This window comes from Microcoleus sp. T2B6, from assembly GCF_036700475.1.
Lineage (GTDB): Bacteria > Cyanobacteriota > Cyanobacteriia > Cyanobacteriales > Microcoleaceae > Microcoleus.
In genome coordinates this window covers 1-19,650 of the sequence record NZ_JAUBOZ010000017.1, presented here as the reverse complement: position 1 = coordinate 19,650, position 19,650 = coordinate 1, and the positions used below count along the sequence as shown (strand labels likewise).

The following is a 19,650-nucleotide window of genomic DNA, read 5'->3' as shown; positions in this document are numbered from 1 at the left end:
GGCTAGAATAAATTTAATTAATTTACATCAACATGAAAATAAATCGGCTTGATTTCGTGATATAATGAAAACCTTAAATAAATCCCCGAAAAAAAGCAATGTCTGAAATTACTATAGACGAAACCAAACTTAAAGAATTGCTCAAAGCAGCGATTTTTGAGTTATTAAAAGAACAAAAAGAAGTATTTTCTGAAATTTTAACAGAAGCCCTAGAAGATATAGGGATAGAAAATGCTATCAAAGAAGGCGAAAATACTGAAACAGTCAGCCGCGAGCAAATTTTCAAAATCCTGAAGAGACAACCATGAATGTGGAGTTTAAAAAGAGCTTTGAAAAGGATTTACTCAAGATTCTTGAGGCCGATTTGTTGCAAAGAATTCAGGAAGCGATAGAAGAAGTTGAGAACGCCGAAAAATTAAATGAAGTCAGCAATGTTAAAAAACTAAAAGGTGATGCAGACTACTATCGCCTTAGAGTGGGTGATTACCGAATCGGTATTAAAGTTAATGATGGCGTAGTCTATTTCGTCAGGATACTCCACCGCAAAGAGATTTACAGATACTTTCCGTAATCATTTTAGCCTTCACCCCATCCTCACCAACTCAAACTAAAATTAATCTTTAATTATTGTCAGGCCGGAAGCGCAAGCAGTTGAGCGATCGCACTCTCTGAATTGTTTCAAAATCGCGATCGTTATGAACTAGAATAAGTTGGTGTTCGATCGCCAGTTGGGCAATGCAGCAGTCGATACTACTTCTAACCGTTAACCCCTGTCGTTGCAAATCGTAATAAATCCGAGCAGCCGCTACCCAAGTATTAGGCGTAGACTCGATGTAGTCTTGTTCTTGGAGATAAGTTTCTAATAGTGTCCACTCCCGTTCATCTCGGCAACCTTGCAAAAGTTCCATCTGAGTAAATCGGTTCAGAAAAATACTTTCCTCATTGATTATTGCTTCCAGGGATTGGCGTACTACACCTGTCCTGTCGCGGAAAACGCTGATCCAGACTGATGTATCAATCAGAAACATTTCGGTTTTCCCGCAAAGCTTTGTAGTCGTACTCAGTCGTAAATTGAATTTGTCCGCTTAAATCAAGTAGGTTCCGCTTTTTACGGGTGCGAATTAATTCTTGCAAAGCAAAGTCAATCAATTCTTTTTCTGTTTTGAAATTGGTTAAGCGAAAGGCTTCTTTAACCAATTCTTCGTTAAGTTCAACGGTGGTTGTCATGGTTAATGGTGGATTTCATTCTCTCATTCATTATGGCATAGCCACACCCAACCCTTAACCTAGCCCAACTTCCCCAAATCCTGGTTTCCCCAACTCACCGAAACCAACCTCAACCAAACTCTTTAACTCCTCTGCATCAACGACACCAAACTCAAACTACCCAGATTCCCGACTTCTTAAAAAAGTCAGGAATTTACAAATAGTTAAATTGTCAAGGTATTCTACATACTTATGACTTGGGCGTATAAGTCGATCGCACTTGCAACTCCTTCAACTGCTTCTCATCCACCCCAGCCGGCGCATTCGTCAGCAAACAACCCGCCTGCTGCGTCTTCGGAAACGCAATCACATCGCGAATCGATTCCTCACCAGCCAACAGCATCACCAACCGATCCAAACCGTAAGCAATGCCTCCGTGGGGCGGAGTTCCATACTCAAACGCATCCAACAAAAAGCCGAATTTATTGTAAGCTTCCTCAGTCGATAAGCCGATCGCCTCAAACACCTTTTCCTGAACTTCCCGCTGATAAATCCGCAAAGAACCGCCGCCGATTTCTGTACCGTTTAACACCAAATCGTAAGCTTGAGCCCTCGCAGTTTTCAAATCATTAATATCGTCAGGATGCGGCGCAGTAAACGGGTGGTGCAATGCTTCCAAACGCTTCTCATCAGCGTTCCATTCAAACATCGGGAAATCTGTCACCCACAGCAGATTCATCTTGTCTTTATCAATCAATCCCAATTCGTTACCCACGAACAAGCGCAATCTATCCAAAGTCTTATTGACAGTTGTCACATCAGCCGCTGCGAATAACAACAAATGACCTGGTTGCGCGCCCGTGCGATCGAGCAATTGCTGTTTTTGTGCTTCCGTCAAATTATCCTTAATTGCGCCGATCGTATCAATTTCGCCATTCTCCCGCACCCGGATGTAAGCCAATCCCTTCGCACCCGCTTCGCTGGCTTCCTTAAACAAATCGCCACCCGGTTTAATCCGCACGTTAGAAATCGCCTCATTCCCGCCGGGAATCGGCAAAACTTTCACAATTCCGCCCGCAGCAACCGCCCCGGAAAATACCTTAAATCCCGAATCTTTCATCAAATCGGAAACATCGACTAATTCCATACCGAAGCGAGTATCCGGTTTATCGCTACCATAGCGATCCATCGCTTCAGCGTAAGTCAAACGCGGAAAAGGACGAGGCAATTCTATGCCTTTGACACTTTGGAAAATCTGGGAGACTAAACCTTCGTTTAATTCGATAACTTCTTCTAAAGACATGAAACTCATTTCCATGTCTAATTGTGTGAATTCCGGCTGTCTGTCGGCGCGCAAATCTTCATCGCGGAAACAGCGGGCAATTTGATAATATCTGTCCAAACCCGAAACCATTAACAATTGTTTGAACAACTGCGGCGACTGCGGCAAAGCGTACCATTCGCCCAAATTGACGCGGCTGGGCACTAAATAATCTCTCGCACCTTCAGGAGTCGATCGAGTTAAAATCGGTGTTTCAACTTCAATAAAACCTCCCACATCTTCCAGGTGGCGACGCATAGCTTTGACAACTTGGTGGCGAAGCTGCAAATTGCGACTCATACGATCGCGCCGCAAGTCCAAATAGCGATATTTCAGCCGCAAATCTTCGCGCACGCTTTCATTTTCTGCCGTCGCCACCTGAAACGGTAACTGTTTGCGAACCGCATTCAACAACTCAATTTCGTCAGCGTAAATTTCCACCTCACCCGTAGGCAATTTCGGGTTGAGGGAATCTTCGGGGCGGCTGCTGACTCGCCCAGTAATTTTAACCACGTATTCGCTGCGTAAAGCCTCAGCCCCGTGATAGGAATCGGGGGTGCGTTCAGGATCGCTGACAATTTGCACAATACCCGATCGATCGCGCACATCCAGAAAAATCACCCCGCCATGATCGCGGCGGCGATCCACCCAGCCGTAAAGGGTGACAGTCTCTCCGATGTGTTCGCTTCGCAGTTCGCCGCAGTAGTAACTTCTCATGGTTGGGGGTTATGGACTAAAAATAATGCTTTTTGATTATAGCGCTTAGTGTCAAAACCTTTTATGAACAGGCAAGATGCCTGTGCCACAAGAAAATTCAATCTTTGTGGAACAGGCATCTTGCCTGTGCTTTAAAATGGTGTCATATCTGAGTTTAATCCTTCTTGTCAAAAAACGCCGTCAGCGCGTTCCATGCAGACTTAGCCGCATCCGTCAAGCGAGTGCCGATCGACTCAATTTGCTTCACAATAAGGTGCCAATTCTTTTCAGCTTCCGTGTGAATGTGGTCAACAGCTTGTTCGATGCGATCGCGTTCGATCAATTTATTTTGTTCCACCGCTTCTCGCGCTTGTCGCACTGCTTTCAAATAAGCTTCGCGACTGACTTCGCCAGCATCTTGCACCTGCGCTTGCGCCCGCGTTTTAATCGCATCTACCACCAGCCAATTTTTCTCAGTTTCTTTTTTAATCAGCTTGACTGCTTCTGTGAATCTCTCGTGGGCGAGATCCTTATTTTCTTCGATCGCCCCGGAGGCCTTATTGACAGCTTTTAAATAAGCTTCGCGGGTGAGTTCGCCCGCTGCTTGCACTTCGGCGGTGGCGCGTTTTTTAATTGCTTCAAACAGCGCCGCAGTTTCTGCGATCGCCTCATCAGTCGCGTCGGGCATCTCTTGTTTGACGAGCTCCGTCGTTTCGAGAGTTGCCTCTAAAACTGGTTCCTCGGTTACTTTTGGATCTGTCATATCAATCTTCTCCTGTGGTAGCAAACATTTTGAAAAAAACTAACAGTCCCCGGACGCAGACTTTGTATGTGTAGCGCCAGAAGGAATTGTGGTCTTTTATACAGACTTTGTACCTGTAGCGCCAGAAGGAATTCTGGCATTTAATAAGAACTAGGCAATTATTGTTCCAGCTTTATCAACTTTTGTATCCGCGCTTACCTAGTTGGAATGACCTCAGTTCTATTACATTATATCTACCAAAGTTGCTCTAGTGTGTAGGATACCGCCAACTTGCAGGTACGGTTTAGCGCACTTAAATTTGTGATAAGTCTCTCTACCTAAAAAAACACACACCAATAAACTTGGTTTCTCAACCCAATAAAACTGGCAAATTTAAGAGTTTCAATCTTCCAACTGCAAATCTTCGCTATCGTCCGTATATAACAAGTGGTGACGCCTTTGAGCGTGCAGTAAAGATTGAGGAAATTCGTACTGAGATAAGAGGATATCTTCGAGCGCAACTTTCATTTGATTGGCGCAGATATCTGGCGGCACTTTACCCATTCCCGTACCCATGCCGGGAATAGCGATAGTTTCAATGATATGTTTCACTGGTGTTCCATCTGGGACTGAGCCAAATTTTACGAGAGTCAAAATAGCGCGGGTTGCTAGATAAACATTTACTGTTTCTCTTAAAACTGTGGGAACGCGCATAATTGGGGCAGCTATTAAATATGGAATTTCAGCATGATCGGTGTCTACAATTTCTGCCATTCCTACTAAGAGTTCGCCGTGATGTCGAGCCTGAATTAGTTTTTGCAAGCGTTCAAGAACCTGCCCTCCAAAATATTCCGAAATTTCTAACTCTAAGCCGTCGTCCATGAAACCAAAACTATTCCCCGGACTAACAATAGCATCACATTTCACATCAAATATTGAACCGTGATGTATCTTGACATTTTCCATACTGCCGCAAGTGCTTTCCCAGGCTCTAACTAAGCCATCGTCTAAGGTAGCCAGCACAATTTGCATAAATACTCTCTCTTAATTTTAATTGCGAACACCTAGAGCGATCCTAAATGATTCCGATAAATTTGTAGGGGTAGTGCTAAGAGTGCCTACCCCCTATCTATCGGGCAACCACGGGGAGTAGGGGTCGGATTGCCCCTACAATAATTATGAGAATGATTTAGGATTGCTATAGAGCGATCGCCAATTTAATCCTACAATACTTTACATAAGTCCGCTGAATCTAAAATCCATCTCTATATCAAGTAGCAAATATTGAATAGCTGTATGCTGCAATACCCCAATCTGCGCCACCCGATCGCAATTAGTTTAGGTGCGGTTGCCGGCGCTTTGAGCCGGTATTATATCACCTTGTGGTTTGCCAATCGTTTCGGGACGGCTTTTCCCTACGGAACTTTTTTTATTAACATCACGGGTTGCTTGGCTATGGGATTTTTTATCACCCTCGCTTTTGAACGAGTGCCGACTATTCCGTCGGAAGTACGGTTAATGGTAGCAACGGGCTTTTTGGGAGCTTATACTACTTTTTCAACTTACGGTTTAGAGACGAATGTCTTGTGGCGCGATCGATCTTACAGCATCGCCGCTTTTTACTGGGCCGGCAGTGCCATACTAGGAGTAATTGCAGTTCAGTTAGGTGTGATTATAGCACGAATTGGCAAATAGATAAAATCGGTTTTTTCCAAATAATACCAGTTTAAGAAATAAATGCAACTGTAGGCAAACTCTCCACCCATACTGGAGCATCTCAATGAAAGCAGCCCAGCTAGAAATGGGAGTTTTGAGGTTGTGAGGCAGGAGTTTTGAGGCAGGAGGCAGGAGGAAAGAGGCATAAGGAAGGAGCTAGAAGAAGTATTTTTACCAATATGAGATGCTCCCACCCATATAGCATCAGTCACTCGATTTGATCTCAGGATTGTGGACAATACCTACGAAGTTTTTTGATCTCATATCATGTCCGATCGATTAACGCTAATATCCCGGTCGGGGCGGGTTTTTGAGATTGTCAATTATTGGCAGGTATTGTTGGGAAACCCGCCCCTACAAAAATCGATCTCGCTCGACTGGACATGATATCACACACCCTTAACCTAATACAGGGAGAGAATCGTGTTTGGCGGCTGAGGGGCTAAAGTCTTCAAGCTGTTTCCCTATCTTGTTTTCAGTTTACTCTTTCTCGGTTAAACTCACGTTTAATAAATAATGCTTATGGCCCTCCGATATCGCTGTTCTCAAAAGAACGGTTGAGGATTTAAACAGTGTTTGGTGCGTTTATGCTCGTACATGAGTTTGTCAGCCTTGGCCAGCAATTGCTCTAATAAAACTTCATTGTTTAAATCCCCAAACTCCACACCCAGGCTTATTGATATATAAGCTCGCTCAGACTTTTGATTAAAGCGATCTATATTTTCTTGCAGCCGAGCATGGAAATTAGTAGATGAATCTCCCGAAAAGTTAGGAATAAATAAAGCAAATTCATCTCCTCCCAGTCGAGCCACAATATCCGCCTCACGAAAGGTTTGCTTTAATATTTGAGCTGCGTCAACGATTACTCTGTCTCCCATTTCGTGTCCGAAAGTGTCATTAATCTTTTTCAAACCATCTAAGTCAGCGAATAAAATAAAATAGGATGTTTGTGTGCGTCGAGCAATTTTTAGTTGTTGATCGGCTAGTAAAAAGAAGCCTCGTCGGTTATATAATCCAGTTAATTGATCGGTCACGGATAGCTGCCTTACTTCTGCTTCTGCCCTCAGACGTTCTTGGATTTCGTGTTCTAAACGTTTATTTTGTTCGAGCAGTTGTTGGCGTTGCTGTTGGATGAGTAATTGATTTTTTACTCGCATCAGCACTTCCTGCTCTTGAAAGGGTTTGGTAATATAGTCTACACCACCCAGTTCAAAGGCTCGTACCTTGTTTTCTAGTCGTTCGAGCGCACTGATAAAAATAACCGGTATCTGAGCAGTCGCTTCCGATGCTTTTAACTTTTGGCAGACTTCGTACCCATTCATCTCCGGCATATTGATGTCAAGTAAAATTAGACTCGGTGGGTCGCGATGAACACCTTGGAGTGCCATTCTGCCGTTGAGCGCTTTACGCACAATATAGCCCTGTGACTCTAGAATTTTGGCTAACAGGCGCAAATTGTCTGGGGTATCATCCACGATGAGAATATTCGTTTGGGCGGCAAGTTTGAATAAAGCTGTCATGGTCTTTTTCCTAAATCTGGGTGAGAGTTGCGATCGCTTCAAGCTGAAAGTTATCGACCAGAGATGTCATCGCCTCGATGAAATCTTGTTTCTCCTTGGGAATTTGAGCGATAAGTTCATAAAGCTTATTATCACTAAGATCGAGTGCTGCTTCATGAACTTCTGCAATCCACTTGGTGGGCATGGTTTTTACGTCGGGAGTAAATATCTTTGGTGGCGAAGCTGATGAGTCTGGTGAATTTTTTTCGGCGTAGCAGTAGCGGACGCCCAAGTGATGAGCTATTTTGTCGAAAAGTGTGCCTTCAGTAAACGGCTTGGCAATGTAGTCATCGCAACCGACTTGCAGGCTGGCGATGCGATCGTCTTCAAAAGCATAGGCAGTGAGGGCAATGATGCGTGTCATTTGCTCTCTCGTGTCTGCTGATGACTCATGACTCATGACTAATGACTCTTGTGCTCGAATCTGTCTCGTCGCTTCATAACCATCCATGACAGGCATTTGAATGTCCATCAAAATCAGGTCAGGGTGCCATGTTTGCCAACGATCGATCGCCTCTACCCCATTTTCCACCGCACACACATCAAACCCAACTGACTCCAGCAGCGTCACCAGCAGTTGCCGATTTTCTGGAACGTCTTCTACTACTAGAATTCGGTAGATAGGTTGCCCAGGTTCGATCCCGATAATCCGATCGCTAATTTCAGGTTCCTCTAAATCAAGGGATTCTGGTAGTTCCAAAACGACTTGGCAGGTAAAAGTCGATCCTCGATCCAGGGTGCTTCGCACGGTGATATCGCCTCCCATCAGACGCGCAAACTCACGACTGATAGACAGTCCTAAACCTGTTCCTCGATCGTGACGATCGCGATTGCTTTGCCTGAAGGCGTCAAAAATTGATTCTAAATCTGAGGGAGAAATGCCAGATCCGGTATCCTCAACTTCGAGAGACAGGGTAATAGTGGGTTTAATATCGGAGGGATTAGTGGGGCGATCGCCATTTTTACTCGATGGCATATCATCAGATGAAAAAGCTCGTCCCCGCAGGGCTATGCTTCCTGTTGTTGTAAATTTGAGCGCGTTCCCAAGCAGATTAATCAAGATTTGGCGAAGTTTTGCTTGATCGCCACAGACATAACGGGGGACAGTAGCATCCCACTGGCTGCTAAGATGTAACCCTTTCTCACCCGCTTTGAGAGTGAACATCTCGTTAATAGAACCCAGCATTCGATGCAGATTAAAACAGCTTGTACTCAGTACCAATTGCCCTGCTTCAATCCTAGACATTTGCAAAACATCGTCGATCAATGTCAGCAGGTGTTCTCCACTACGGGTAATGATGCCTAAATGCTCTTGGAATTCTTCTGGGATATAGGGGCTGCGGTTCATAAGCTGGGTAAATCCCAGAATGGCGTTGAGTGGCGTTCTGAGCTCGTGGCTCATGTTGGCAAGGAACTGGCTTTTGGCACGGTTGGCTATAGCGGCCCTTTCTGCAGCGTGTTCTAGGGCAGCTTGCGAAAATTCTAACACCGCCAGCATGAGGATATGTCTCATTTCGGCGGCAGCTTCTAACTCTGCAATCTGCCACGGATAAGACATCTCCCGCACAGTCTCTTGCCACAGTTCAAAGGATTTGCGGGGACACAGGTGCATTTTTCCAATTTCGTCGATCGACACAGCATCCTGTGGATTACCTGCCCAGTTTATGGTTTGAATTTGTTCGGGTCGGAACCAAAGGATGTGGTATGACTTTTGTTTGGCGTAGGATAGGAAGATTGAGATTGCTAAAACACCGCTAGCTCGATCTTTGAATTGCTTCGCTTGGGCATACAACTGAGACAAAGAAGCTGTTGCAAACACTCGTTCTTTGTTCTGTTGCAGCAACCACTGCACGAGTTCGTCAACCTCAGCTTCAGATGGTGTTTGACCCACCAATGTCAGACGACCATCGAGCAGAATTGCAGCTCCCTGAGCATGAACTAAATCTAGCAATTGAGAAGCATTTTCGGTCAATACCTGTTCGATAAAATTAGAATCTCGCCGGAATGCCTGCTGAAGTTGATCCTGAATAGTTTTCGCCTGCGATCGGTAAACGTTCAATTCTCGCTCTTGCTGATGCACCAGTTCGATCGAGGCAAATTGTCCTAAAAATTCACAGGTTTTGCGAGTTTCGTAATCTACCAATCGCGGGCTGTAATGGTGACAGGCAATTAATCCCCAGAGGCGCCGATCGTCAATTAACGAAATCGTCAGTGTCCCAGCCACTCCCATATTCTGCAAATATTCAATGTGGTAGGGAGATACTCCCCTTAACACACAAGCACTGAGATCCTGGGGTGTATTGGTTAGGGGATGGTTGGTGGGAATTAGGCGGGCCGGGGTGTAATTGATATTGGGAATTTGGCGCACCCAATTGCTGTAAAACAATTTGCGGGCGGGTACGGGAATATCGATCGCCGGGTAATGCAATCCCTGGTAGCTTTCTAGATAGCTTTCTTTCTCTTCAGCAATCACCACCCCATGATCATCGGCTTCAAAGCGATAAATCATCACGCGATCGAACCCGGTCATGGCTTTCACTTCTCTAGCAATGGTTTGAGCTAAATCAGAAAGACCGATCGCACTGCGAAAGTTGAGGATAACTGTTTGCAGACGATCGTAAAAATCGATTGAATGATTATTTTCAATAGTCAATTGGGGTTCGATCTCCAGAATCAACTCATCTGGTAGCTGATGCAGTGTGCTTCTATATGTTTGAATCGAGCCGTCTTTGAGAGGAATTTTTAGATCGAAACCCTTATGAATGTTTAGTGGTTCTTGAGTTAAATACCTAACAATTTCTTGTACTCGATCGTGACCCAATAACTCTGGCAATGGCTGACCTAGCAATTCTTCGGCAGAAATGCCCAAAAACTGTTCTACATTTTCACTGACTTGTAAAATATTGAGGCTGTTTCGTTGCATCAATAAAACGATTCCGTGTGGCTGAATATGACCGGGAGCATACACGGCTTCTTCACTGCATTCCTCTAAAATTTTTAAATTTAAAGGAGTGAGTTGGGAAATTTTGGGATTTTTCTGAGGCATTTTAGAGCATTAATTGTCAACAAAAATTAAAGAGATTTTTTTCAGGATTTACCAAGAATTAAATTTAATTCTTGTTAGCTGTTCCTAATTCCCTAGTCCTAATCAAACGTTTAACTGCACAACAGCTTATAAATCAATACGGTTCAGTTAAGCCCGATCCCCCCTTAGCTTGCCCCCTACTCAACCCCTACTCCCCTTAAGAAGGCGGGACAAGAACTTACTCAAAGTCAACCCCTACTCCCCAACAATCAGGGGGATTTAGGGGGATCTCCGGGGAATAAACAGTTTTAACTGCACAACAGCTTATAACTGCTTCGTGAAACTTATCTAAACTTGTCTAAACTCATTTTTAGACACAATTCGAGTTCACTTCCTACGCTGTTGGGTAGACGGCTAATCCCAAGATAAGTAGGCTATCCCCCAATAGCCTTGGGTTCCCAGTTTAAAATATTTAAACTCGCATTCACATCACGATCTAAAGATCTCCCACAAGCAGGACAGTCAAAAGTCCGAACGCTTAGTGGCATATCTTTTTTATGGCCACAATTAGAACAGGTTTTAGAGCTAGGGAACCATTGATCTACCAGCACTAAAGTTGCTCCATACATTTTGCACTTGTAATCAAGTTGGCGTTTGAATTCGTAAAATCCTATATCTGATATTGCCCCAGCTAACTTGTGATTCGCCATCATGCCTTTTATATTCAAGTCTTCAATCTTAATTAGCTTGAAATTTTTGGCTAAATAAGTTGTTAACTTGTGAAGAAAATCTAGGCGAATGCAAGCTATCCGCGCGTGGAGTCTGCTGATCTTATTATAGGTTTTGCGTTGGTTTTGGGAGCCTTTTACCTGTTTTGAGGCTTGGCGCTGCAAAGTAGCAAGTTTGGTTTTCGCTTGCTTTAAGGGTTTTGGTGCATCAAAGACCTGCTGGTTTGACAGCGTGGCCGCATATTTAATGCCCACATCGATTCCCACGGATGCCTGAGACTGTTGAACTGGTAAACGTTCGGCATCAACACAGAAGGAAACAAACCAACGACTTCCTTCTTTTGAAATCGTAAAAGTTTGAGACACGTAACCGCATTCTAGGGCTTCGTAGATCCGAAAAGTTCCCAAGGTAGGAATCTTTATGGTGTTGCCAGCGCTTAGTAGAACTTTTCCGTTAGACGAATCGACTGTAAAAGATTGACCGTCTCGGCGACTAGCGAATCTTGGATGACCTGCTTTCCCAGATCGATACCGACTAAACGCATCTTTTAGATCGATCAACGCATTTTGGTAAACTCGACTAGACAACTGGTTCATCCAGCCGAATTCAGGCTTTTTCTTGACGTAGTTGGTAAGAACTTTTTTGACTTCGTTGATTACCTTCGAGTCGGTAAATTTCCCCTCACTATACATTTGAGTTCGCAGGCTTAATCCAAAATTAAATACTACACGCCGGAATCCTGCGTGTCTTGCCATCAAAGTCGCTTCGTTGTTATTCAATTTTAGCGCTCGTTTAACGGCAAACATAGAACTTCCTCAAGGGCGATTAAGTATGGATAAGTTTAGCGAACTATTTGGCACTTAAGTCTTGCTCCAATGGAGTAATTCCAATTTGGAAATTACCTTGAATTAGATTAAGGATTTTCTCAAATTGATACTGGTTGGCGAGTTCCGTCACATAAATACCCAATTGAGCGAGGTCAGAGGAAAGTTGAGCTACCAGTCCAACGATCGCCACATCATCCCCACATAAAGCAGCATCTTGCAACTCAACCACCCATTCTTTTGGTAATGTCGCCAGCAGCGTTGGATCGAGGGAATCTGAAAGCCCAGAGGCAACTGAACAGAAGTAAGAAGGAAAACAATCTGTTCCCCGTTCCCCGTTTTCTGTTTCCTCTTCCAGATATACATACTCTAAACCTAGGTATTCCGCCATCTTGAGAAATAGGGTTTGTTCCCGGAAGGGCTTGCTGATGTAGTCGTTGCAGCCAGCAGCCAAGGCTAGGGTGCGATCGCTCTGGGAAGCCTGGGCCGTAAGTGCAATAATGGTACTGTTCTGTCCGTCTTCCATTGCCCGAATTTGCTTCGTAGCCTCGTATCCATCTAACACGGGCATCCGAATGTCCATCCAGGTTAGGTCGGGTTGCCATTCTTGCCAAATCTGCACCGCTTCCTGTCCGTTGGTAGCTTCTTTTACCTCTAATCCTAATTGTGTCAGTAATCTGACGATTAGCAAGCGATTTTCTGGTTGATCGTCAACCACCAAAATGCGATAATCCGGTTGACCAAGAGCCAGCCCAATCACGAGGCGATTATTCTCTTCGGGTGTAACATTAACTCCACTGATGGGGCTGACGGGAAGGGTAAAAGTGAAGGTACTCCCCTCTCCCAGAGTGCTGGTGACAGAAATTTCTCCGCCCATGAGTTCCAACAATTTGCGGCTAATGGTTAGACCTAGCCCAGTACCGCCGGTCAATAGCTTCCCAGCTTGGGCTTGCACAAAGGCATCGAAGATGGTATTGAGTTCGATCGGTGCAATCCCTACACCTGTGTCAGCAACTACAAACTGGAGAATCGGCCGAGTTGTGGCTAATTCCCCTGTACCGTTCGCCTCAATGCTGACTTGCAAAGTAATGGTTCCCTGATGGGTAAATTTGATAGCATTACTCAGCAGATTGAGCAAAACCTGACGCAGTTTTTGAGCATCGACAAGCATAAATTGGGGGACTTCTGGCGCAATCTCGAAACAAAGGTCAAGTCCTTTAGAACTTGCTCGTTCCGCCAACATATTTCGGAGGGAATGCAGTAGCGCAATTAAGTCCAATCCGCTTTCTTCAACGGTGAAGTGTCCCGATTCAATTTTGGAAAGATCCAACACATCGTTAATCAAACTCAAGAGGTGATCCCCACTCCGCCGAATTGTTTGCAGGTCTTCTTTTTGGTTTGGAGTTAGAGAGGGGTCATGGGTCATTACCTGAGCAAATCCTAGAATCACGTTGAGGGGAGTGCGTAATTCGTGGCTCATATTGGCTAGGAAGGTACTTTTTGCCAAGTTCGCTTCTTCTGCGACTTCCATTGCGTGCTGCAGTGTCAGTTCTTTTTGTTTGCGATCGCTAATATCTTGCCCAATGCCCAAAAAATGCCCGCTAGAAAGCCGCACGTTTGCCCAAGATGTCTCTAACTGCTGTCCGGTGGCAGTCAGTGTTGTGAAATCCTTCCACTTCCCGGTTGCCGATAGCATATGTTCTAAGACATTTTGGCAATAAACCGGGTCAGGATAACACTCAGCTAAGATATTTTTTTGCTGCCAATCTTCTAGCGGCCAACCTAAAATGTTTTCAAATTCCGGGTTGAGCAATTCGATTTGACCTTGCCTGTCAAATAAAGCAATCATCACTGGGATATTATCGACGATTGTTTGAAACATCTCTTTCTGATAGCGCAGAGCTTCCTCTGCCTGTTGTCGAGCCGTAATATCTCGCAGAAAGGTAGTAAAAATAATTTCACCGTTGATCTCGATCTTGGCAATGGAAGCCTCTGCCGGAAACTCTGAGCCATCTTTGCGTCGTCCAAAAATGGCTCCTCGCTCTGCCATTTGCCTTGCAGAGCCTCCCTTATGGGCATAGTGGCTGATGTGCTGATGGTGAGCATCGGCAAAGCGCGAGGGCATCAACATCGCCAGGGGTTTCCCTAAAATTTCCTCAGCCACGTAACCAAAAATTTGTTCGGCTCCCTTGTTAAACAAAGTGATTTGCTGATTGGTATTGATGGAAATGATCGCATCGCTGGCAATTTCTAAAATTCCGGCAAATCGCGCTTGAGAGATTTTTAACTCGATTTCGGATTGTTGGCGATCGGCTTCGTTGCGTTTACGCTCGCTAATATCCCGGCAGATACAGAAGTTCATCATCTCATCTTCTAATTCCACTCGGTTCCAGCTAATTTCCACGTCATACACGGAACCATCCTTGCGGCGATGTCGCGTCTCAAACAGCGGAATAACCTCATCTCTCTGGAGTATAAGTTGTAGTTCTTCCTTCGTCCATTCAGCATCCCAATCAAACACACTCAGATTTAGGGTTTCTTCTAGGGTGTAGCCCAGCATTTGAGCAAAACTGCAGCTAGCTTCGACAACTTTTCCCACGCGATCCATGACAACAACACCGTCCAGTGAAGTGTTGAAGAAGGTTTTACTCCGCAAGAGTTCCTTTTCTAGTGCAAGTTCGGCTTTTTTGCGATCGCTAATATCTTTCATGAAGCAGTAATGCCCCAAAAATTGATGCTGTTCGTCGTAAGTTGAAATCATCACCAATTGCTTATAAAAAACAGAACCGTCTTTACGGACTCCTTTCGTTTCAACTTCAACTCTGCCCTCTTGCACCATCAGCCAATAGGCTGCAACCAGTTTTTTCAACTCATCGGGATGTACGGTTTTTTCCCAAGACATCCCCACCATTTCTTCTGGCTGATAGCCTGTCACGTCAGAATATGCTTTATTGGCATAGAGGTAACGCCCTTGTACATCCAGTTTGGAAATGCCGGACAGCGCATTTTTCATCACTTCACTCAGTTCTCTAAGCTCTGCTTCTGCTTGTTTGCGAGCGGTGATATCTTCTGAAAAACAAAGTAGGTACTGGGACTGATGCTGTTCATCGTCAATGGGAATCTCCACCGTATGCAGCCAACGTTTTCCCAGACTATGACTGTCAATGACTTCCTCGATAATATCCTCAGTCTTACCTTTATCAAAAACTTCTCTATCCTTTTGGTCAAAAAAGATAGCCTGTTCTGTTGGGAACAAATCATAGCCAGTTTTGCCGATCGCTTGTTCGGCTGAAATGCCAAATAACCGTTCGCTGGTTTTATTCCAAAACTGAAATACACCAAATTGTTTAGGCTGTGCGTCCTTAACAAAAACCGCAACTGGTAAATTATCCAGCAGTGCTTGTAAGAAATTGCGAGTTTTTTGGATTTCCAGCTCTACTTTTTTGCGCGAGCTTATATCAATAAACGTAACTACAACTTGTGTGATTTGACCGTGGCGATCGAGTTCCGGGTAGGCATTAACTAATACCCAAACACAACTATCAATTTCTTTTTTAATTCCTAAAACATAATTTTTGATGGAACTTCCACTGGATAAAACCTGATTCACGGGATATTCCTCTAGGGGCATCTCGCTGCCATCTTCCCGCACCAAATGCAATGCCGGATCGCTCACGGGTTTTCCCAGTATTTGATCCATTGAAAACCCTAGTAATTCAGCGGCCGTTTCATTACATAATTGGACGCTGGTATCTGTCGCATGAATCACAAAACCCGCATTTAAGTTATCGATCAATTGCCGATATCTGGCTTCGCTGACCTGTAAAGCAACTTCAGCTTGCTTGCGCTCCGTAATGTCGGTGTGAGAGCCAGTCATCCGAATTACGTTACCTGCATCATCCCAAAGCGCCTGACCGCGATCCAAAATCCATTTGTAGGAACCATCTTTGCAGCGAAGGCGATGTTCTGTGATATAAAAAGGAGTTTTCTTGGCAAAATGATCTTGAATGACTTGCATCACCCATCCCAAATCATCGGGATGTACCAGATTAGCCCATTCGTCTAGCATGTTTTGGATTTCATGGTCTTCATAGCCCAGCATTTCCTTCCAACGACTAGAAAAGAAGACCTCATTGGTTTGAACATTCCAATCCCAAATGCCGTCATTGTTCCCGCGTACAGAAAGTTCCCAGCGTTCTTCACTTTCACGTAGTGCTGCTTCTGCTTGTTTGCGGTCAGCAATATTCCGGCCAATCTTTGAGGCTCCAATTATATTCCCTGCTTGGTCTTTAATGGGGGAGACACTCATCGAGACATCGATTAATGTTCCATCTTTCCTCAGCCTCTTTGTATCGTAGTGTTTGATGCGTTCTCCTCGCTGGATTTTGGTGATAATTTCGTTTTCCTCATCTCGATAGTCTGCGGGAATCAGTTTTCTCCCTGATTGCCCTACTATTTCGGCGGCTGTATAGCCAAAAATTGTTTCGGCTCCTACATTCCAACTTGTAACTACACCCTCTAAATCTTTGCTGATAATGGCATCTTCCGAAGATTCAACGATCGCAGCTAGTCGAGCGATCCCAATTTCTGCCTGTTGTCGTTGGTGAATTTCCCATTGCAACTGGCAATTTACTTTTTTGAATTTATCGACTTCGCCATAACTAACTTGTGCGAGATACACGACCAAAATCAGCAGCCACACTAAAATTAAGCCACCAATTAACACAACTCTTGGCAAATAAAAATCTTCTTTTCCTACTAAATATAAGTTGGGATAAATATCTAGTCGCCACTCTGCACTATAGGCTCTTATTACAACTGTTTTATGCAGTGAAGGATGAGATAAAAGCTCTTGACCGTAGATCAAATCTGTGCCATCATATATAGCCACTTTGTACCCAAGAGGCACTTTTAAAATACTGTCAAAGAGAGTTTTAAACTTAAAAACTCCGACAATAAACCCATCAAACCGCTCCCCTACAAATAAAGGAAAACTTGCTAGAAATCCTTGACCCCCTTGAGCGAGGGAAACATTGCGAGTTAACATAGGTTGACGCAAATCACGAGCCACTTGCAAAGTGATTTTGCGACGCAGTTCCAGATTAAGATCTAGGTTTTGCGCTGCCTCATTCCCAGCCAGTGGCACAATCGATCGCACTTTAAATGATGGATCGACTAATGCGATCCCCTGATAACCGTAGAAATCCTTTACATAAGCCTCAGCATCGGCTTCCCAAATAGCCTTTGGTGTACCGCCATTGGCTGCCCAGCGATTCGCCATGTGCCGAAGTGTCAGCATCCGAATTGATAATTCTTGGGTCAGTTGTGAATGAATCGCATTGGCTTCCTGCTGAATTAACTGCTCGATGTGAATTTGTCCGTTGATGGTTAGCTGTTGCCACGTAAATAAAACAGCAAGAGAGGCCACCACACCAAGCAAAAGAGGTAGCAATCGTTTAAGTGGTGTTTGGCATAAAGTTATAATTCCCTTGAGTCGAGGTCTCATCATAAATTAAGCGATAAATGAATAGATGTGTATTCCCTTTCTTGGGCTAGAGTTGGGTAATTTAATGAGGCAATAAAAAAAGTTGCGAGCGTGAAAACCGGTTAGGCATAAGACAATATCTAAACTTTATACCCCCTCAAGTGAGCTATTAGATTTCACCGACAAAGAATGTTGTTCATTAAGCCCTAGCCCTTTAACTAGATTTAGAGAGGGCGATGAGCAACATCTGTTCAGATTGTAAATAGGTGTTGTTTGCCAACATTGGCGACAAAACCAGTAGATTTGATGCTGGCGAACGTGACGCAGCATTTGATTCGAGCAGCAGGGGCAGTGTGTCATAAAGACCTATTTTTTAACTAAGGGGTATTTCACTATCGTTGCCAAGTGCTGTAAGCTCGCTTGCAGCAACCATAACAAGACCCTAGAGAAAAAAAATAAAGATTTGGTAAAGAAGATAAAATGGTTAAGGAAAAGATACAAGTTTAAACATTCCGTAATGCAATTAAGATTGCAGAGAATTTTTATCCCACAATACCCACCTTGTAATGTCCCATCTAGTTTGTTATAATTCTACCCTATTCAGATGCAGCTTTTGATCCCCATTCCTACATAAAACGGTTTTCCTGTTCCCTGTTCCTTGATTTGATATGAGGGTCTCAATCCCCGCCCTACACATTGGCAGTTGGAACAGAAACCATAGCTGGAGCGAGGGGATTCACTATCACTGCTGGCAGATGATGTTGACAGTTTTAATTAACTGTTGACTATAGCAAGGTAATAAGTTGTCAAACCAATTCTTCCCCAAAACTTCTTGGTGTGTATAGCAATCCTTGCAGGAGTCGTAAATTTTTTACCCCACCCCAACCCTCCCCTTGAACCAGGGGAGGGAGTAAAAAATTCACAAATGATTTAGGATTGCTATAGCAATCCTAAATGATTCGTGTAATTCTTGTAGGGGCAAAACCCACGCCCGGTTGCCCCGCCTTGACTGGGGTAGGCACAGGGGCACTACCCCTACATATTTTTACAAATGATTTAGGATTGCTATATATAACCCGTGACGCGGAAGAAGAAAGGATTTACGTAGTTAACATTTTGGGATTGATCGAGTGCGATGACGATCAACTGCACGTTATCCAATCGCGATCGCCAGCTTCGTTATTGATGATAGCTGATCGCACGGGCAAAGCAATTAGGTTATCGGCTCAGCTTTGCCATTTTATCTTAATCCGCGCCATTTTGAAGCAGGAGCTTGAGAAATCAAAAAAGGGTGGCTGGGGCTGTTTTGGGTTTCTTTAGATACTGCTGTAGGGTTAATTGGGGCTGGCTATGGGATTTTCCCTTCATTACCTTTGACGAGGTGCAAAAACGGATACCACCCCCCGACTCTTGTGGTGGAGAGCTCAAAATTGTAGAAGAAAGTTCAACCTCCCAGATTCATCTGTGGAGTAAATCTCAAATCTCAAATCCTCCGACTCAGCGCTTACACCCAAGTCTCAAATCTCAAATCGACTAACTTTCACAGAAGCGCGATCGCATTTGACAGCCAGATTCCGCTCTTTTACGCTTGGGTGATGGGGAGTGACGCCATCGCAGCCCTGATTTTTGAGAGGCAAGTTCGATCGCATCAACATCTTAACCCTGATGTTGGCAGTGATTTTTTCTTCACTGTTTGCCCCATTGGTATTGTTCGGAAATGGGCAGAGGGGATTGCTAGGAATGACTTTATTGGGTATAGGTATGGGAGCCCAGGAATCGATTTTGAAAGCAGCCGTAGCTGGAGTCGTGCCTGCCGACAAAAAAGGTTCCGCCTATGCGATATTTAACACAGGCTATGGCCGATCATGATTTCTGGGCAGTTGGGCGATGATAATTTTGTACCATAGCTCAATTATTTGGCTGGTTATATTTTCAGTTGCGCTCCAACTCGCTGCTTTTCGAGTCTTGTTGCTGGTGAAAAAGCGATCGTCTGTCACAGAAAATTGACTGAATACTCGCCAGTCATACCATTTTCGATTTTCGATTTTTGATTTTCGATTGAGAATGACTGATTGCATCATGGTTTGGGGCTTACCTGCCGTTGCATTATTTTACGAAACTGGTATTAATTAGCAGTTATCCGTTGTCAGTTTCCCAGAGTTTTTAACTAATGACTACTGACTGCGGACTACTGACTGCGGACTACTGACTGCGGACTACTAACTACTGACTGCGGACTACGGACTACTGACTACTGACTACTGACTGCGGACTACTGACTACTGACTACTGACTACTGACTACTGACTACTGACTACTGACTACTGACTACTGACTACTGACTACT

16 protein-coding genes are annotated in these 19,650 nt (G+C 44.3%); 4 read left to right on the top strand and 12 right to left on the bottom strand.

Annotation, left to right across the window (positions count from 1 at the left end; translation table 11 throughout):
- Window positions 1-98: 98 nt before the first annotated feature.
- Together QUA00_RS10115 and QUA00_RS10110 are read left to right on the top strand one after the other, a co-directional pair.
- Window positions 99-308: a hypothetical protein gene (locus tag QUA00_RS10115; protein WP_333144167.1), complete on the top strand. Its 210-nt coding sequence runs from the start codon at window positions 99-101 to the stop codon at window positions 306-308.
- The gene (locus QUA00_RS10110; protein ID WP_333144168.1) at window positions 305-571 is read left to right on the top strand and encodes a type II toxin-antitoxin system RelE/ParE family toxin; all 267 of its coding nucleotides are present in this window, start codon (window positions 305-307) and stop codon (window positions 569-571) included. The genes QUA00_RS10115 and QUA00_RS10110 overlap by 4 nt, the downstream gene beginning before the upstream one ends.
- Window positions 572-620: 49 nt before the next feature.
- Here QUA00_RS10110 and vapC read toward each other — a convergent pair whose 3' ends face one another.
- From vapC to QUA00_RS10080, 6 genes are all read right to left on the bottom strand, one after another.
- Window positions 621-1,028, bottom strand: a complete 408-nt coding sequence (gene vapC, locus QUA00_RS10105) for a type II toxin-antitoxin system VapC family toxin (RefSeq protein WP_333144169.1) — start codon at window positions 1,026-1,028, stop codon at window positions 621-623.
- Window positions 1,015-1,227 carry a type II toxin-antitoxin system VapB family antitoxin gene (locus QUA00_RS10100; protein ID WP_333144170.1) on the bottom strand — a complete coding sequence of 71 codons (213 nt, stop codon included), beginning with the start codon at window positions 1,225-1,227 and terminating at the stop codon, window positions 1,015-1,017. Before QUA00_RS10100 ends, vapC begins: the two co-directional genes overlap by 14 nt.
- 229 nt (window positions 1,228-1,456) lie before the next feature.
- Window positions 1,457-3,244 (bottom strand): aspartate--tRNA ligase, encoded by a 1,788-nt coding sequence (gene aspS / locus QUA00_RS10095; protein ID WP_333409514.1) that lies wholly within the window; start codon window positions 3,242-3,244, stop codon window positions 1,457-1,459.
- A complete protein-coding gene (locus QUA00_RS10090) occupies window positions 3,241-3,363 on the bottom strand; it encodes a hypothetical protein (RefSeq protein ID WP_333144172.1) in 123 nt (40 codons plus the stop codon). Before QUA00_RS10090 ends, aspS begins: the two co-directional genes overlap by 4 nt.
- A gap of 35 nt (window positions 3,364-3,398) precedes the next feature.
- A complete protein-coding gene (locus QUA00_RS10085; RefSeq protein WP_333144173.1) occupies window positions 3,399-3,986 on the bottom strand; it encodes a hypothetical protein in 588 nt (195 codons plus the stop codon).
- A gap of 381 nt (window positions 3,987-4,367) precedes the next feature.
- Window positions 4,368-4,997: a macro domain-containing protein gene (locus tag QUA00_RS10080; RefSeq protein WP_333144174.1), complete on the bottom strand. Its 630-nt coding sequence runs from the start codon at window positions 4,995-4,997 to the stop codon at window positions 4,368-4,370.
- Window positions 4,998-5,261: 264 nt separating this feature from the next.
- Between QUA00_RS10080 and crcB the strand changes: the two genes are divergently transcribed.
- The gene (gene crcB / locus QUA00_RS10075) at window positions 5,262-5,660 is read left to right on the top strand and encodes a fluoride efflux transporter CrcB (RefSeq protein ID WP_333147087.1); all 399 of its coding nucleotides are present in this window, start codon (window positions 5,262-5,264) and stop codon (window positions 5,658-5,660) included.
- Window positions 5,661-6,226: 566 nt separating this feature from the next.
- Here crcB and QUA00_RS10070 read toward each other — a convergent pair.
- From QUA00_RS10070 to QUA00_RS10055, 4 genes are all read right to left on the bottom strand, one after another.
- Window positions 6,227-7,201, bottom strand: coding sequence for a diguanylate cyclase (locus QUA00_RS10070; protein WP_333107148.1), 975 nt, complete (start codon window positions 7,199-7,201; stop codon window positions 6,227-6,229).
- 10 nt (window positions 7,202-7,211) lie between these two features.
- Window positions 7,212-10,286 (bottom strand): response regulator, encoded by a 3,075-nt coding sequence (locus QUA00_RS10065; protein WP_333409513.1) that lies wholly within the window; start codon window positions 10,284-10,286, stop codon window positions 7,212-7,214.
- Between the two features lie 413 nt (window positions 10,287-10,699).
- Window positions 10,700-11,800 carry an RNA-guided endonuclease TnpB family protein gene (locus QUA00_RS10060; RefSeq protein ID WP_333409512.1) on the bottom strand — a complete coding sequence of 367 codons (1,101 nt, stop codon included), beginning with the start codon at window positions 11,798-11,800 and terminating at the stop codon, window positions 10,700-10,702.
- A 43-nt stretch (window positions 11,801-11,843) separates the two neighbouring features.
- Window positions 11,844-17,327, bottom strand: a complete 5,484-nt coding sequence (locus tag QUA00_RS10055; protein WP_333409511.1) for a PAS domain S-box protein — start codon at window positions 17,325-17,327, stop codon at window positions 11,844-11,846.
- Window positions 17,328-18,257: 930 nt separating this feature from the next.
- Here QUA00_RS10055 and QUA00_RS10050 point away from each other — a divergent pair.
- Window positions 18,258-18,623: a hypothetical protein gene (locus QUA00_RS10050; protein ID WP_333147094.1), complete on the top strand. Its 366-nt coding sequence runs from the start codon at window positions 18,258-18,260 to the stop codon at window positions 18,621-18,623.
- Between the two features lie 197 nt (window positions 18,624-18,820).
- On the opposite strand, the gene QUA00_RS10045 is transcribed toward QUA00_RS10050, so the two are convergent.
- Window positions 18,821-19,123 carry a hypothetical protein gene (locus tag QUA00_RS10045; RefSeq protein WP_333307959.1) on the bottom strand — a complete coding sequence of 101 codons (303 nt, stop codon included), beginning with the start codon at window positions 19,121-19,123 and terminating at the stop codon, window positions 18,821-18,823.
- A gap of 33 nt (window positions 19,124-19,156) precedes the next feature.
- The gene (locus QUA00_RS10040) at window positions 19,157-19,384 is read right to left on the bottom strand and encodes a hypothetical protein (protein WP_333147098.1); all 228 of its coding nucleotides are present in this window, start codon (window positions 19,382-19,384) and stop codon (window positions 19,157-19,159) included.
- Window positions 19,385-19,650 lie beyond the last annotated feature (266 nt).